Origin of the sequence: Haemophilus sputorum CCUG 13788 (assembly GCF_000238795.1) — a bacterium.
Taxonomy (GTDB): domain Bacteria; phylum Pseudomonadota; class Gammaproteobacteria; order Enterobacterales; family Pasteurellaceae; genus Haemophilus_A; species Haemophilus_A sputorum.
The window spans coordinates 37,827-52,387 of the sequence record NZ_AFNK01000085.1; the positions used below are offsets into that span (position 1 = coordinate 37,827).

Annotated in this window: 17 protein-coding genes and 4 tRNA genes; all 21 read right to left on the bottom strand. The window is 40.5% G+C overall.

Features of this window, described 5'->3' with window-relative positions; translation table 11 throughout:
* Positions 1–10: 10 nt before the first annotated feature.
* Positions 11–838 carry an NAD(P)H-hydrate dehydratase gene (locus HSP_RS0110585; protein ID WP_010130101.1) on the bottom strand — a complete coding sequence of 276 codons (828 nt, stop codon included), beginning with the start codon at positions 836–838 and terminating at the stop codon, positions 11–13.
* A 10-nt stretch (positions 839–848) separates the two neighbouring features.
* Complete coding sequence (locus tag HSP_RS0110590; protein ID WP_010130102.1) at positions 849–1,775, bottom strand: LysR family transcriptional regulator; 927 nt, start codon at positions 1,773–1,775, stop codon at positions 849–851.
* 67 nt (positions 1,776–1,842) lie between these two features.
* Positions 1,843–3,483, bottom strand: coding sequence for a glucose-6-phosphate isomerase (gene pgi, locus HSP_RS0110595; RefSeq protein ID WP_010130103.1), 1,641 nt, complete (start codon positions 3,481–3,483; stop codon positions 1,843–1,845).
* Between the two features lie 148 nt (positions 3,484–3,631).
* Positions 3,632–3,706 (bottom strand) — tRNA-Gln (locus tag HSP_RS0110600).
* Positions 3,707–3,747: 41 nt separating this feature from the next.
* Positions 3,748–3,822: transfer RNA gene (locus HSP_RS0110605), tRNA-Gln, on the bottom strand.
* Between the two features lie 24 nt (positions 3,823–3,846).
* Positions 3,847–3,931: transfer RNA gene (locus HSP_RS0110610), tRNA-Leu, on the bottom strand.
* Between the two features lie 3 nt (positions 3,932–3,934).
* Positions 3,935–4,011, bottom strand: a tRNA-Met gene (locus HSP_RS0110615).
* A 153-nt stretch (positions 4,012–4,164) separates the two neighbouring features.
* Entirely contained in the window at positions 4,165–4,986 is an 822-nt protein-coding gene (aroE, locus tag HSP_RS0110620) for a shikimate dehydrogenase (RefSeq protein WP_010130104.1), read from the bottom strand.
* A gap of 2 nt (positions 4,987–4,988) precedes the next feature.
* On the bottom strand, positions 4,989–5,543 hold the full coding sequence (gene tsaC / locus HSP_RS0110625; RefSeq protein ID WP_010130106.1) for an L-threonylcarbamoyladenylate synthase type 1 TsaC: 555 nt from the start codon (positions 5,541–5,543) through the stop codon (positions 4,989–4,991).
* Positions 5,536–6,081 (bottom strand): DNA topoisomerase family protein, encoded by a 546-nt coding sequence (locus HSP_RS0110630; RefSeq protein WP_010130107.1) that lies wholly within the window; start codon positions 6,079–6,081, stop codon positions 5,536–5,538. Before HSP_RS0110630 ends, tsaC begins: the two co-directional genes overlap by 8 nt.
* A gap of 5 nt (positions 6,082–6,086) precedes the next feature.
* Positions 6,087–6,563, bottom strand: coding sequence for a recombination regulator RecX (recX, locus tag HSP_RS0110635; RefSeq protein ID WP_010130108.1), 477 nt, complete (start codon positions 6,561–6,563; stop codon positions 6,087–6,089).
* 46 nt (positions 6,564–6,609) lie between these two features.
* Positions 6,610–7,734: a recombinase RecA gene (recA, locus tag HSP_RS0110640; protein WP_007523835.1), complete on the bottom strand. Its 1,125-nt coding sequence runs from the start codon at positions 7,732–7,734 to the stop codon at positions 6,610–6,612.
* Positions 7,735–7,952: 218 nt separating this feature from the next.
* On the bottom strand, positions 7,953–8,552 hold the full coding sequence (locus HSP_RS0110645; protein ID WP_007523685.1) for an aminotransferase class IV family protein: 600 nt from the start codon (positions 8,550–8,552) through the stop codon (positions 7,953–7,955).
* Positions 8,530–9,498, bottom strand: a complete 969-nt coding sequence (locus HSP_RS0110650; RefSeq protein WP_007523911.1) for an aminodeoxychorismate synthase component I — start codon at positions 9,496–9,498, stop codon at positions 8,530–8,532. Before HSP_RS0110650 ends, HSP_RS0110645 begins: the two co-directional genes overlap by 23 nt.
* Positions 9,499–9,552: 54 nt before the next feature.
* On the bottom strand, positions 9,553–10,830 hold the full coding sequence (gene murA / locus HSP_RS0110655; RefSeq protein WP_007523868.1) for a UDP-N-acetylglucosamine 1-carboxyvinyltransferase: 1,278 nt from the start codon (positions 10,828–10,830) through the stop codon (positions 9,553–9,555).
* Between the two features lie 87 nt (positions 10,831–10,917).
* Complete coding sequence (locus HSP_RS0110660) at positions 10,918–11,178, bottom strand: BolA family protein (RefSeq protein WP_007523722.1); 261 nt, start codon at positions 11,176–11,178, stop codon at positions 10,918–10,920.
* 24 nt (positions 11,179–11,202) lie between these two features.
* Complete coding sequence (locus tag HSP_RS0110665) at positions 11,203–11,529, bottom strand: STAS domain-containing protein (protein ID WP_007523776.1); 327 nt, start codon at positions 11,527–11,529, stop codon at positions 11,203–11,205.
* Positions 11,530–11,536: 7 nt separating this feature from the next.
* Positions 11,537–12,175, bottom strand: coding sequence for a phospholipid-binding protein MlaC (mlaC, locus tag HSP_RS0110670; protein WP_007523884.1), 639 nt, complete (start codon positions 12,173–12,175; stop codon positions 11,537–11,539).
* Positions 12,176–12,289: 114 nt separating this feature from the next.
* Positions 12,290–12,805: an outer membrane lipid asymmetry maintenance protein MlaD gene (gene mlaD, locus HSP_RS0110675; protein ID WP_007523899.1), complete on the bottom strand. Its 516-nt coding sequence runs from the start codon at positions 12,803–12,805 to the stop codon at positions 12,290–12,292.
* 19 nt (positions 12,806–12,824) lie between these two features.
* Positions 12,825–13,601 carry a lipid asymmetry maintenance ABC transporter permease subunit MlaE gene (gene mlaE / locus HSP_RS0110680; RefSeq protein WP_007523831.1) on the bottom strand — a complete coding sequence of 259 codons (777 nt, stop codon included), beginning with the start codon at positions 13,599–13,601 and terminating at the stop codon, positions 12,825–12,827.
* Positions 13,594–14,397 carry a phospholipid ABC transporter ATP-binding protein MlaF gene (gene mlaF / locus HSP_RS0110685; RefSeq protein WP_007523864.1) on the bottom strand — a complete coding sequence of 268 codons (804 nt, stop codon included), beginning with the start codon at positions 14,395–14,397 and terminating at the stop codon, positions 13,594–13,596. Before mlaF ends, mlaE begins: the two co-directional genes overlap by 8 nt.
* Between the last annotated feature and the right edge of the window lie 164 nt (positions 14,398–14,561).

Sequence of the window (14,561 nt, forward strand, 5' to 3'; positions counted from 1 at the left end):
TTAGAAAAACTTAAATCACCAATTTAAGATAAGCAGAAATCTCACCGATAATCTCAGTAGGAAGGACGACATGCTGAGTTTTAGCTAATTGCTCAGCAATATAGCTATGTAGATAAACGGCAGTGCAAACGGCTTGTTCCGATTGTTTTGGATATTGCGCAAGCAACCCTGTAATCATGCCAGCAAGCGTATCTCCCATTCCCCCTGTTGCCATTGCAGGCGTTCCAACATCAATACAAAGTGGCTCATGATTGAGCAAATAAAGCGTTGTACCATGTTTTTTGAGAATCACATTAAGTTGTAATCGGCTGACGGCGTGTAGATTGTTGGCTGGCGTTTGCGCATCAATCGCTAAACCAGAAAGGCGTTCCCACTCTTTTTGATGCGGAGTTGCCCAAATGGGAAATTCATAATGATTCTGTGAATATTTGGCAAATAAGGTAATGGCATCGCCATCAATAATCAGCTTTTGCGACGGCTGTAAATGGCTCAGCACTAGGTCTAATAATGTCGTAGCTTGTTCACTTAACCCTAAACCGCAGCCAATAAGTACTACATCTGATTGATGAAGCTTTTCCAGCAATAACTCGGTATTTTCCCAGTCAATTACCATTGCTTCAGGTAAATGGCAATGTAATGCGGTATGATTTGAAGCGTCGGTTGCCACTGTGGTTAAACCCGCACCACTATGCACAGCAGCTTTCGCTGCCATCATCATCGCTCCGCCCATATTCGCATTACCACCAATCAATAAAACTCTACCATAATCCCCTTTATGCGAATCAGCTTGTCGTTTAGGCAGTTTATGCAGAATATCTTCATAGCGGAGCATTTTCATCTTTATCTCCTTAATCCAATACAATCAACCCTGGTAAAGTGGCAAAGCTTTGTGCTTTGACTGTATTGTGGAAATCTTCTAAATAGGCACTATGCGCATCGTGCGCCCTGATCGCACCATATAAATTACTATACAAACCTTGTTCAGTAATTTTATTTGCAACCACATAACCTAACTCTAAATAAGGTTTCACCGCCCAATAAGGTAGCGTTGCGATACCTCGCTTGCTTGCCACTAATTGAATAATCGCAATGGTGAGTTCAGTCGTTCGGCGTTTAGGTGAAATCCCCGCAGGTTTAAGTACTTGGCGCAGTAAATCTAACATATCATCCGGAACAGGATAGGTAATCCAAGTTTCTTCTTTGAAATCTTCCGCCGCCCAAATTGGTTTGGTTGCCAAAGGATGATCTTTCGCACAAATGCCGACCATTTCATAAGAAAATAACGGCTTATAAATCACATTCGGATTATCTTCCATTTCAGAGACCACCGCCCAATCCGAACGGTCGCTCAGCAATAAGCCAACTGGGTCGGTATGGAAACCAGAAACAATATCTAGTTCCACTAGCGGCCAGCTTTGACGGAAAGTCGCCATAGCAGGCATAAGCCAATCAAAGCAAGTATGGCATTCAATTGAAATGCGAAGATTGCCGAGCTCGCCTTGTTTCACACGCACTAAGTCCCGTTCAACATCACGAATTTTAGGCAGAATCTCATAGGCAAGCGCTAAAAGACGCTCCCCTGCCGGCGTAAAACGAATCGGGGTAGTTTTACGCTCAAACAAAGTTAAATCATATTGGCTTTCTAACACATTAATTTGGTGAGAAAGAGCCGATTGCGTTAAATGCAAGCGTTTCGCGGCTAATGATAAATTGCCGCTTTCTTTAATTGCCACTAACGTACGTAAATGACGGATTTCAAGGAAAATTGGTTTCATAATGTAAGACTAAGCGGTAATTTTTGCAAAAGTCTGATGAAAAACTACCGCTTGTAAAAAGCTAAACTTAACGCCAAGCTTTGTATTGGTTAATTAAACCATTGGTTGAGCTGTCGTGACTTTCAACTGACTCACTGCCTTTTAACTCAGGTAAAATGCGGTTAGCAAGTTGTTTGCCAAGTTCAACACCCCATTGGTCAAAGCTGTAAATGTTGAAAATTACACCTTGTACGAAAATTTTATGTTCATACATGGCAATCAATGCACCTAAGCTGTAAGGCGTAATTTTTTGCAATAAAATCGAGTTAGTTGGTTTGTTGCCCGTAAATACTTTAAACGGCACAATTTCTTTAACTGATTCAAGTGATTTTCCTGCTGCTAAAAATTCTTCTTCAACCGCTTGTTTAGATTTACCAAAAGCAAGGGCTTCAGTTTGTGCAAAGAAGTTAGACAACAATTTTTCATGATGATCACTTAATGGATTGTGTGTTTGCGCTGGCGCAATAAAATCACAAGGAATGATTTTCGTACCTTGGTGAATCAATTGATAAAATGCGTGTTGGCCATTAGTACCCGGCTCACCCCAAACAATTGGGCCAGTTTGATAATTCACAACTTTACCGTCACGCCCTACATATTTTCCGTTTGACTCCATATTGCCTTGTTGGAAGTACGCCGCAAAACGATGTAAATATTGATCATATGGCAATAATGCTTCTGTTTCTGCACCTAAGAAGTTGCTATTCCAAATGCCGATAAGCGCTAAAATGGTTGGAATATTTTTCTCAGCTGGTGCGTGTCTGAAATGGTTATCCATCGCATGCGCACCAGATAACAATTGTTCAAACTGCTCAAAACCAATAGAAAGGGCAATAGATAATCCAATCGCTGACCATAAAGAATAACGGCCACCAACCCAATCCCAGAATTCAAACATATTGGCCGTATCAATACCAAATTTTTCCACTTCTTTCGCATTGGTAGAAAGCGCTACGAAATGTTTAGCTACCGCAGATTCATCTTTTGCTGCTGCTAAAAGCCAATCACGAGCCGAATGCGCGTTAGTCATGGTTTCTTGGGTGGTAAAGGTTTTAGAAGCCACTAATACTAACGTTGTTTCTGGGTTTACTTTTTTGAGCGTTTCGGCAATATGTGTGCCATCCACATTTGACACAAAATGCACGTTTAAATGATTTTTATAAGGGCGTAATGCTTCTGTCACCATATAAGGACCAAGATCAGAACCACCAATACCAATATTGATAACATCTGTAATCGCCTTACCCGTATAACCTTTCCATTCGCCAGAAATGACTCTTTGGCAGAATGCTTTCATTTTAGCTAAAACAGCATTGACTTCAGGCATTACATCTTTACCATCAACCAATACTGGCGTATTGCTACGATTACGCAATGCAGTGTGTAATACCGCGCGATTTTCAGTATAGTTAATTTTCTCTCCACTAAACATAGCTTCTTTCGCTTGCGCTAAACCACATTCTTCAGCTAATTGTTGTAATAACGCTAAAGTAGTTTCATTCACTGCATTTTTAGAAAAATCGACTAAAATTTGATCTTCGAAATTGACATGATATTGTGAAAAACGTTGTGGGTTTGCTTGAAATAATTTGGCAATAGTTAGGTTTTCAGCTTGATGCGCAGTTAATGCCTGCCATGCCGCTGTTTGGGTCGGGTTGATTTTTTTCATAACATATCCTTCAGTGCTTAGAAATCGTTAGTAACGGGGGAAAAATCCCTCATAATGCGTAAATTCTAATAAATTTTGAAAGAAATCTAAAGAAGAAATAGGCTATTGAATAGATTTACTGAAGAAAATGAATAAAATAGAAGAAAGATGGCTGGGGTACTAGGATTCGAACCTAGGGATGCCGAGATCAAAACCCGGTGCCTTACCGCTTGGCGATACCCCAAAAGAAAAACTAACCATTGGTTAGCTTACTAAGATAAGAAGTGGCTGGGGTACTAGGATTCGAACCTAGGGATGCCGAGATCAAAACCCGGTGCCTTACCGCTTGGCGATACCCCAACTACTGATTTGCAAATCGATAAATGGTGCGGGACGAGGGACTTGAACCCACACACCTCGCGGCGCCAGAACCTAAATCTGGTGCGTCTACCAATTTCGCCAGTCCCGCAAATGGTGGCTACAGCGAGATTCGAACTTGCGACCCCAACATTATGAGTGTTGTGCTCTAACCAGCTGAGCTATGTAGCCATTTTGCGTCACCATATCGGCTTTGCGAGGCGTATTATGCTGATTTTGACTAACCTCGTCAAATACTTTTTTGCAAAAAAGTCTTGTTTTCTGTCTTTTTGCTTACAGATTCAACATTTTGCTAAAAAAACGATAGCTTTTTCTTGTACTAAATTAACTGCCAGCTTCCATTTCCGCTTGAAGCTGGGCAACTACTGGCGCAACATCTGGCAACACACCTTCCCATAATTCAAAAGCAAAAGCCGCTTGATTAACCAACATCCCTAAACCATCACTACAATGTTTTGCGCCTTGGCTTTTGGCATAACGCAAAAATGGCGTATCTTGATGCGGAGCATATTGCATATCATAAACCGCAGATGATGCGAATAAACTTGCTGGAAGTGGAACATATTTCCCTTGTAACCCTAAAGATGTTGCATTGATAATGACATCAAATGATTGATTCACTAATTCTTCCCAAAAAGCGGTCTGAATTTGTCCGTAATTTGCAAATTTTTCCGCTAACATGACCGCTTTTTCTGGCGTGCGATTGTAGAGCGTAATCTGCTGCTTAGCTTGTAACAAAGGAAATAGCACGCCTTGCGTTGCGCCCCCCGCCCCTAAAATTAACATTTTCTGATTTGGTTTTAACCAACCTAAACGAGCAAGATCGGCACATAAACCGACCCCATCTGTATTATCTGCATAAAGTTGCCCATCTGCTAATTTTCTCAACGTATTACAGGCTTCTGCCAACAAACAGCGCTCACTGTATTGTTTCGCTATCGCAAATGCACGATTTTTAAACGGTGCCGTAATGTTGGCACCTTTGGCTTGCGTAAAAAATACTGCTAATTCTGCTTCAAAATTAGTTTCATCCCCTAGTTTCGCTACATATTGTAAATTTCGACCAGTTTGTTCAGCGAATAACTGATGAATGCGAGGAGATTTGCTTTGAGCAATCGGATTGCCCCATACAGCATACTGATTCATGCTTATCCTTGTCTAAAAATATGTTGGGTAAAAATATCTCGAATTTCAGAGGGTTGTTTTGCTCCACCGGTTGCCTGCTCTAACACAGGAAAATCGTTGCCAAATTGGGCATAAACTTCTTGCGCTGTTCGACAAGGAGGTAAACCGGTTAAATTGGCACTAGTTGAAGTCAGCGCAAACCCAGCAGCTTCACAAAGTGTTGCTACTGCTGGTAAATGACAAAGCCGTACAGCGATAGTGTCAAACTGCCCGGTTAAATAGCGCGGCACAGACTTTTTCACGGGAACGACCCAAGTAATCGCCTGTGCACCAACTTGCGTTAGACTTTGCCACTCCTTTTCAGTTAAACGAGATTCATCAATAAAAGGGCGTAAATAACGCAAATCGGAAGCCAATAAAATTAAACCTTTTTCTACTGGCCGTTGTTTTAAAGTTAATAATGCTTGAACGGCAGTTTCACTATTCGGATTACAACCTAGACCGAAGACGGCTTCCGTTGGATAAGCGACCACTTCATTGTTTTGCAAGCGGGCAATAATTTCATCTAAATTACTCATTTTCTATCTCTGCCTCAAAGATTGCCTGACAATGTTTATTCGCACATTGTAAATATTGCGTTCCTTTCACTTTTTTTTCACAAGCAATTGCCCCGCCACATTGCGGACAATGCGCTAAAATTGGCTTACTCGCTAACGTGAATTTGCACTGAGGAAAGCCACTACATCCGTAAAATACCTTACCTGCACGGCCTGTTCTCGCGACTAATTTATACGTTTTACATTCTGGACAATCAAATTCAACTTCACTGTCTGCAGGAGTGTTTTCATGTACGGTAAAATGGCAATTTGGATATTGGCTACATCCAATAAAAATACCAAAATGCCCCTGTTTGACTTGCAAAAATGCCCCACATTCTGGGCAAGTTTCTGTTAACTCTTTAATAATACGACTTTCTTGGTGCAGCGGTTTAATATAATCGCAAGCAGGATAAGCGCTACAACCTAAAAAAAGCCCTTGTTTACCGCGCTTTAGTTGTAACGGCGATTGACATTGCGGGCAAAACTCCGCTTGTTTAGTTGATTTAAATAAACTCATCCGCGTTACTCATCTTCATCATAATCTTGATTGAGCAAATGGCTAAAATGATCTTGGTAAAAACCTCGGCTGACCATAAAACGCCACATTTTTTGTTTGGCCTTCAAATCCCAAACTCGCGGACGTTTTTTTTCAAAAGTCTGCTCGGCAAGTTCAAACCAATCTAACCCTTCTTCAGCTTCTGCGACTTCAAGGCATTGACTAATCAGCCAATCTGCTATGCCTTTCATCTTTAATTCTTGCTTTAATCGGCGAGGCCCTATGCCTTGTTGAGCGCGATAACGGATAAAAGTTTGACAAAATCGTTCATCACTTAACCAATTGTGCGCTTTCGCAGTTTCAATAGCTTGCTCGATCTCCTCAGCTGAATATTCTTTCAATTTCAGCTTCCGATGTAATTCTTGCTCACTATAATCTCGTTTTGAAAGTAAATAAAGCAAGTAATTTGTCGCGCTGTATTTCTGTGTTGGCTGCTTGTCCATAAATTTCTCATAAAGAAAATGCGGTTTAGAAAACCGCATTTTTTATTTATAGATCTTCGTCGTTAAAATCGTCGTCTTCTGTGAAATTGTCATCGTCTAACACATCTTCATCAGTTGAAACTAATGCTGTTGGTGTGTTGTTGCTAAATTTCTCACGCAATTCTTGTTCAATTTTTTGCGCAATATCCGCATTCTCTTTTAACCATTTCACGGCATTATTTTTACCTTGCCCGATTTTGGTACCCTCATAGGAGAACCACGCGCCTGATTTCTTAATCAGATCATTCGCTTCAGCTAAAATCAATAATTCATTAGTACGCGCAATACCTTCACCATACATAATATCGAAATTCACTTCACGGAATGGTGGAGCAACTTTGTTTTTTACCACTTTAACACGTGTTTCGCTACCGATAATGTTATCACCATCTTTTACTACGCCTGTACGACGAATATCTAAACGTACAGAAGAGTAGAATTTCAGTGCATTACCACCCGTTGTCGTTTCTGGGTTACCAAACATAACACCAATTTTCATACGAATTTGGTTGATAAAAATCACCAAACAATTGGTTGCTTTAATGTTAGCGGTTAATTTACGTAGTGCTTGTGACATTAATCGAGCTTGTAAGCCCATATGAGAATCCCCCATATCGCCTTCAATTTCCGCTTTTGGTGTTAATGCCGCCACCGAGTCCACCACGATAACATCTACTGCACCTGAACGAACTAACGCATCACAAATCTCTAAAGCTTGCTCACCGTTATCTGGCTGAGAAATCAATAACTCATCAGTATCTACGCCTAATTTGCGTGCATAAATTGGATCAAGTGCGTGCTCGGCATCAATAAAAGCACATGTTTTGCCGGCTTTTTGTGCTTGTGCAATCGCAGACAGGGTTAATGTTGTTTTACCAGAAGATTCTGGTCCAAAGATCTCAACGATACGTCCCATTGGCAAACCACCGATGCCTAAAGCCATATCTAAACCGATTGATCCTGTTGAAACTGCTTCAATATCTAAGCTTTGCGTTTGCCCCAGTTTCATAATTGAGCCTTTACCAAATTGTTTTTCAATTTGAGCAAGCGCAGCGGAAAGTGCTTTCTCGCGTTGTTCAGGATCGGTTTGTTTTACAACACTATTTTTTTGGTTTTTCTTTTCTGCTGCCATGCTAGGCTCCTTATTTTAGTAAATTCTTTGGAAAAAATGACCGCTTGTGCATCATTTACTGGACATTAGTATAGTGTATTACCATCCAGTTTCAAGCATTTTATGCTTATTTTATGAGCACAAAATGACTTTTTAGGATCGTTTGCTGATCTAAGCACCAAAATAGTGGATGAAAAGTTTAATTTTTAGTCAATAAATGATTGGATATTTATCAATTTTTATAATTTTATATTAGAAATGGGTAAAATATGACCATTTTCAAATAAATTTAGTGCATTAATGATCATCACTTTTTCGTAACGAAATAAATCCGATATTGGAAGCTTAATCAGCTCTACTTTTTGCTCATCTAACAATTTGCTTAACTGCGTGCCTTTAAGTAAATAATCCTCACTGCAATACCAGCGTCCTGCTTTAAAAAACAATAAATTACCAATCGTGCAATCGCTCACATAACCTTGATGAACAATCACGACTTCATCACTTTGGCTATTTTTCAGCGCTTCTAGTTGACTACGATCACTATATTTAAAGCGGTAGTCGATCTCATCAACATAAACACATTGCAAGGTTTGAATCTGGCGTGGCTGATAAGGAAAAAACGTTAATTCAAAATGATGTGCCGAATAATCTATTCGGCAACGAACAAGCCCTTGCTGATGCTCAGCTGGAACTTTAATCACTTCGGCTAATTGAAGATTCGGCTCAATTTGAAAATAATTGCGCATAGCATGTTCAAATCGAGCCTGATGATAAGCTAGATTTTGAGGCTTACCATCTATAATCGCAATGGTTTCAAACAGCGGAAATAGGGACATAGACTTTCTCCAATAACTCTTGATACTCTTCTTTCAATTGGCTTTTAGCTGTAATCCCGCCGCCACTTCTAAACCAGAACTGACCGTTGATTTGCTCAATATAGCGAATGGCAACGGCGCTATCGAGATTTTCTCCATCAAAATAGCCAAACACGCCTGTATAATAGCCACGCTTTCCTTGCTCTGCCTGCTGAATCACCTCTACCGTTTTCACTTTCGGTGCGCCACTAATTGAGCCGGCAGGCAGTAGTTTTGCTAAAATTGTGCCAATTTCCGCTTGCCAATTCTCAGCTAATTCACCACAAATTTCCGAACTGGTTTGATAAATAGCGCCTCGATGGGTTTGGACTAATTCTGCATAGCGGTATTTAGTTACTTCGATATGCTTAGAAACCAACGCCAAATCATTTCGGATTAAGTCCACAATCGTATTATGTTCGGTTTGTTCTTTATCAGATTCCATAAGCGTTGTCAGTGCATTGGGCTGTTCAGCATTTATGGTGCCTTTCATTGGATAGGCATAAATTTTATTTGCTTGGGTACGAACAAAGGTTTCTGGTGAGAAACAGACAAACTGATCTGGCAAATAAAGCTTATATTTCGCACTTGTTGCCGCAAAAATATCCGCCAAGCTGTAATTCATCTCAATTTGTGTTGGATAAGTTAAATTCAGTAAATAACTATTGCCGAGCTGAATCGCTTGTTGCACTAACGAAAAACCTTGCTCGTAATGCACAAATGGCATCGGTCTCATTTCAAAATGAAAAGGCGCTATCGGCTGAGGCAACTCAGCATTTTTTTTGCAATCGAATTCAAAAAATAGACCGCTTGCAGTAGCCTCTTCAACCGACATAATCAGCGGTTTTTCCTGTTCAAAATCAATTAAAAAGAAAAAAGGTTGGCGTGCTTTTCCTAATTGATTTGCGAGGTTAATAAAATTATTCATCATCTATCCGAATAAAAAATGACCGCGAATGCGGCCATTTTCAAAACTAGGAAATTACTCCCCTTCAAACGGGGCACGAAAACGTTCGATGTTTGCACCAATACCGCGTAATTTCTCTTCAATATGCTCATAACCGCGGTCAATGTGATAAATACGATCTACGATAGTTTCCCCTTCTGCGATACAACCTGCTAACACTAAGCTGATTGATGCACGTAAGTCAGTCGCCATTACTTCTGCAGACTTTAATTTTTCCACGCCTTGGCAAATAGCAGTATTGCCTTCAATTTCGCCTTTTGCCCCCATACGATTGAGCTCTGGAATGTGCATGAAACGATTTTCGAAAATGGTTTCCGTAATGCGACTGGTGCCTTCTGCCACTACGTTCAATAAAGTAAATTGCGCTTGCATATCCGTTGGGAAACCTGGATGTGGCATTGTACGGATATTAACTGCTTTCGGACGTTGTCCTTTAGAATCTAAAGTGATGCTGTCTTCCGTTACGGTCACTTCCATACCAGCTTCACGTAATTTTTCAATCACTGCGTCTAAAGTATCTGCTTTTGTACCACGACAAGTAATTTTGCCGCCTGAAATAGCTGCCGCAACTAAGAAGGTTCCCGTTTCAATACGGTCTGCAACGACGCGATGACAGCAACCACCTAATCCTTCAACGCCTTCAATGGTAATGGTATCTGTACCCGCACCTGAAATTTTTGCGCCCATGGCGTTTAAGAAATCTGCAGTATCGACAATTTCCGGCTCACGCGCTGCATTTTCAATTACGGTTGTTCCTTCCGCTAAGGTGCCCGCCATCATGACAGATAAGGTTGCGCCTACGCTCACTTTATCCATATAAATACGCGCGCCTTTTAAACGACCATTTGAAGTTGCTTTCACATAACCTTCATCTAATTCGATCGCAGCGCCCATTTTTTCTAAACCAGAGATATGCATATCTACAGGACGAGCTCCGATAGTACAACCGCCTGGTAATGATACTTGTCCTTCGTGGAAACGCGCCACTAACGGCGCAAGCGCCCAAATAGACGCACGCATGGTTTTCACTAACTCATATGGCGCAATATAGTGATCGATTTTGCTTGCATCAATTTGTACCGCACCTTTTTCATCACGTTCAACAACCACACCTAATTGGCGTAAAATTTTGAATGTAGTATCAACGTCTTTTAAATCAGGTACATTAGTTAAAGTAACGGGTTCTTGCGCTAAAATTGCAGCAAATAAAATGGGTAACGCAGCATTTTTTGCGCCCGAAATATCAACCGTTCCACTTAAAGTAACCGGCCCTTGCACACGGAATTTTTCCATCTAAATCCTACCTTTAATTCTTTTTATAAGATGCAAGCGGTCTATTTTGCAGATTATTTTGCAAAATAGACCGCTTGTTTGAAATGATTAGCCAACGATATTTAATAAGCGTTCTTTCTTCCACTGTTCGGTCGAGAACACTTTAATGGTTAATGCATGGATAGCGTTGGTCGAAAATAGCTCAGCTAACGGCGCATAAACTGCTTGTTGTTGTTTAACTTTAGTCAACTGTGCTAATTCATCACTGACGACAATCACGCCATAATGCGAGTTTTCGCCTTGTGCGTGAACTTCTGAAGCGTTAGGGAATGCTTGCTTGAGCATTTCTTCAATTTGTTTAGGTTCCATTGAAACAATCCTTAAAAATATTCGTTAGAGGGTATATTGCGCTAACCACTCATCTAAATCATATAATTCTGCCAAAGTAAAAATAACTTTAGGTGTATGAATTAAGTGATTGGCCGTTTGTTTGCCATAATGATTGAGCATTTCAGCAAGTAAGGTAAATCCTGCTGAGTCTAGATGGGTTAGCCCTGCTAAATCCCAATAAATCTGTTGGTTACCGCTTGGCGATAAAAAAGAAGCACGTTGCTTCCAAAGAGGAAGCAACGTGTTGCGGGTTAATTCACCAATGAGCGTTACCACTACACTTTCATTGTTTTGAGAGACCGCCCATTGTAATGTTTTTTCCGATTGCATAAAACGATTATTTGCTTAATTTGATAGGTTGTTTTGCTGCTTGTGCAACTTGGTTTGTTAACGCATCAATACCTTGTTGGCGTAACACACCACTCCATTCATTTTGTTTCGTTGCAACCATACTTACGCCTTCAGCCGCCATATCATAAGCTTGCCATTCGCCAGTTTTGCTGTTTTTGCGCCATTTAAAATCTAATTTAATTGGCTGTGCACCATTATTTTGTACTAAATTCACGCGAATGCTTACGATAGTTTTACCATCAACCGGTTTTTCGCTTTCGATTTGTACTTTTTGGTCTGTGTATTGTGTTAATACTTGCGCGTAAGCTTGTTCAACAAATTGACCAAATGCGTTGAAGAATGCTTCACGTTGTGCTTCAGTGGCAGATGAAAGGTTTTTACCTAACACTAATTGACCTGCATATTTGACATGCACATGTGGCATTAAATCGTTGCGCACAATAGTACGTAAATATTCTGGATTTGATTTAATTTTACTTTGGTTAGCCTTAATATCGCCAAATAATTTGTCTGACGCTTGTTGAGTCAATACATAAGGACTAGTTTCTGCGAAAGCTTGTGCAGAAACAAAAGTTGAAAATGCAACCACTGCGGTTGCGATAATTTTTTTAATTTGTTTGAACATTGAATAAACTCCAATATGTCTTAGAAAATTGCATACGGCAGTTAAAATGCCATATGCAGGAAATTGTTTCATTTTACCCGAAGTTCGGGGAATAGGCACGCAAAATAGCGTGTATTATTCAGCTTTCGACGCCTCAGTTTTTTCAGTTTCACTATTCGATGACTTTTTGTCGCCATATAGGAACTGACCGATTAAATCTTCTAATACCATAGCTGAATTGGTATCTGTAAAGCTGCTGCCTTCTTTCATATATTCCGTTTCGCCTTCCATCATAAAGCCGATGTTTAACGCAATATATTGTTCACCCAATAAACCTGCGGTTTTAATTGAAAGTGAGCTAGTGTCTGGGATTTTATTAAAATCTTGATTCACTGCTAATGCTACTTTCGGTGTATAGGTTTGTGCATCTAATTGAATGTCTTCAACACGCCCTACCACAACCCCGCCGACCTTTATCGGTGCACGCACTTTTAGTCCGCCGATGTTATCGAAAGTTGCGTAAAGAGTGTAAGTTTTCTCGGAAGTAAATCCTTGCACACCCGCGACACGCAAGCCTAAAAATACAAGAGCTGCTAAGCCTAATAGTACAAATAAGCCGACCCAAAATTCATATTTAATTGATTGACGCATTGTCTTTTCCTTTTGTGAATTAACCGCCAAACATAATGGCTGTTAAAATAAAATCTAATCCTAAAACCACTAACGAGGCGTTTACCACCGTTTTAGTTGTAGCTTGGCTAATACCTTCTGAAGTTGGCATTGAGTCATAACCGTTAAATAAAGCAATCCAAACTACTGCGAACGCAAAAATAATGCTTTTAATAAAGCCATTAGTTAAGTCGCTTAAATTAACGGAGTTTTGCATTACCGACCAGAAACTACCGCTATCAACGCCTTTCCAATCGACCCCAACTAATGAGCCACCCCAAATACCAATAGCCGTAAAAATTGCTGCTAATACAGGCATTGAAATCACACCTGCCCAAAAACGCGGTGCAATAATTCGGCGTAGTGGGTCAACTGCCATCATTTCAAGGCTTGATAGCTGCTCTGTTGCCTTCATCAAACCAATTTCTGCCGTTAATGCCGAACCTGCTCGACCTGCAAACAATAATGCCGTTACCACAGGCCCTAGCTCACGCAATAAAGAAAGTGAAACTAAGGTTCCTAAACTTGTTTCTGCGGCAAAATCAACCAGTACCACATAGCCTTGTAAACCTAATACCATGCCGATAAACAAGCCGGAAAGCATAATAATCAATAAAGATTGTACGCCTATTGAATATAGCTGTTTAATTAAAAGCGGGCTGTGCTTACGGAAATTAGGTTTGCCAACCAAAGCGCCCCAAAGCATAAAAGCAGAACGTCCGAAGGCGCGAATAAAATGAATGACAGAAGCGCCAACTCGACTAATAAAATCAATCATTAAATAGCTCCTCTGTATAATCTTTCGCCGGATAATGGAATCGAACCGGCCCATCTGCTTTACCCGACAAGAACTGCACGACTTGCTCATCTTGGCTGGCTAACAATGCTTGTGGTGTACCTTCTGCAATCACATGCTTATCTGCCACAATGTAAGCGTAATCGGCAATACTTAACACCTCTGCTACATCGTGCGAAACCACAATAGAAGTCAAGTTCATCGCTTGGTTTAATTTTTTAATCAATTCTACGATAACGCCCATACTAATTGGGTCTTGGCCCGCAAAAGGCTCATCGTACATAATTAAATCTGGATCTAACGCAATCGCGCGTGCTAATGCTGCACGACGTGCCATCCCGCCAGAAAGCTCAGAGGGCATTAAATCTGCTGCGCCTCTTAATCCAACTGACTCTAATTTCATCAACACCAATTTTCTAATCACTGCTTCAGGTAAATTGGTATGTTCACGAATCGGGAATGCCACATTGTCAAAAGTAGATAAATCGGTAAACAATGCGCCCGATTGGAATAACATGCCCATTCGCTGGCGAATTTGGTAAAGCTGTTTATTTGAGGCTTTCACGACATCTTCGCCATCGAATAAAATCTCGCCGGCATTAGGAATTAACTGGCCGCCAATTAAGCGGAGCAAGGTGGTTTTCCCAATCCCTGAAGGCCCCATAATGGCGGTGACTTTTCCCTTCTGCACTTGCAAATTCAGATTGTCGTAAATGACTCGCTCACCTCGCTTAAAGGTGAGGTTTTTTACCTCAATCAAGTTCTCTGTACTATGCATTCAGATAATCTTCTTCCTTATAATAAAGCGTGTATGCTCTATCAATTTGTTTCTAATGTCAAAGAGCTTTTAAAAGTTGACATTTGCAATCTAGTCATAAAATTTAACCGCTTGCAAATTTTTTATTGACTATTTTTCATTCATTTATTTACATTTTGATGAAC

Coding starts and splice junctions, on each gene's coding strand:
- HSP_RS0110650 (WP_007523911.1), bottom strand. CDS start 9,498: ATGAATAATTTTATTAACCTCGCAAATCAATTAGGAAAAGCACGCCAA.
- HSP_RS0110585 (WP_010130101.1), bottom strand. CDS start 838: ATGAAAATGCTCCGCTATGAAGATATTCTGCATAAACTGCCTAAACGA.
- HSP_RS0110590 (WP_010130102.1), bottom strand. CDS start 1,775: ATGAAACCAATTTTCCTTGAAATCCGTCATTTACGTACGTTAGTGGCA.
- HSP_RS0110630 (WP_010130107.1), bottom strand. CDS start 6,081: ATGAGTTTATTTAAATCAACTAAACAAGCGGAGTTTTGCCCGCAATGT.
- mlaC (WP_007523884.1), bottom strand. CDS start 12,175: ATGTTCAAACAAATTAAAAAAATTATCGCAACCGCAGTGGTTGCATTT.
- HSP_RS0110645 (WP_007523685.1), bottom strand. CDS start 8,552: ATGTCCCTATTTCCGCTGTTTGAAACCATTGCGATTATAGATGGTAAG.
- recX (WP_010130108.1), bottom strand. CDS start 6,563: ATGGACAAGCAGCCAACACAGAAATACAGCGCGACAAATTACTTGCTT.
- mlaD (WP_007523899.1), bottom strand. CDS start 12,805: ATGCGTCAATCAATTAAATATGAATTTTGGGTCGGCTTATTTGTACTA.
- aroE (WP_010130104.1), bottom strand. CDS start 4,986: ATGAATCAGTATGCTGTATGGGGCAATCCGATTGCTCAAAGCAAATCT.
- HSP_RS0110660 (WP_007523722.1), bottom strand. CDS start 11,178: ATGGAACCTAAACAAATTGAAGAAATGCTCAAGCAAGCATTCCCTAAC.
- recA (WP_007523835.1), bottom strand. CDS start 7,734: ATGGCAGCAGAAAAGAAAAACCAAAAAAATAGTGTTGTAAAACAAACC.
- murA (WP_007523868.1), bottom strand. CDS start 10,830: ATGGAAAAATTCCGTGTGCAAGGGCCGGTTACTTTAAGTGGAACGGTT.
- tsaC (WP_010130106.1), bottom strand. CDS start 5,543: ATGAGTAATTTAGATGAAATTATTGCCCGCTTGCAAAACAATGAAGTG.
- mlaE (WP_007523831.1), bottom strand. CDS start 13,601: ATGATTGATTTTATTAGTCGAGTTGGCGCTTCTGTCATTCATTTTATT.
- mlaF (WP_007523864.1), bottom strand. CDS start 14,397: ATGCATAGTACAGAGAACTTGATTGAGGTAAAAAACCTCACCTTTAAG.
- HSP_RS0110665 (WP_007523776.1), bottom strand. CDS start 11,529: ATGCAATCGGAAAAAACATTACAATGGGCGGTCTCTCAAAACAATGAA.
- pgi (WP_010130103.1), bottom strand. CDS start 3,483: ATGAAAAAAATCAACCCGACCCAAACAGCGGCATGGCAGGCATTAACT.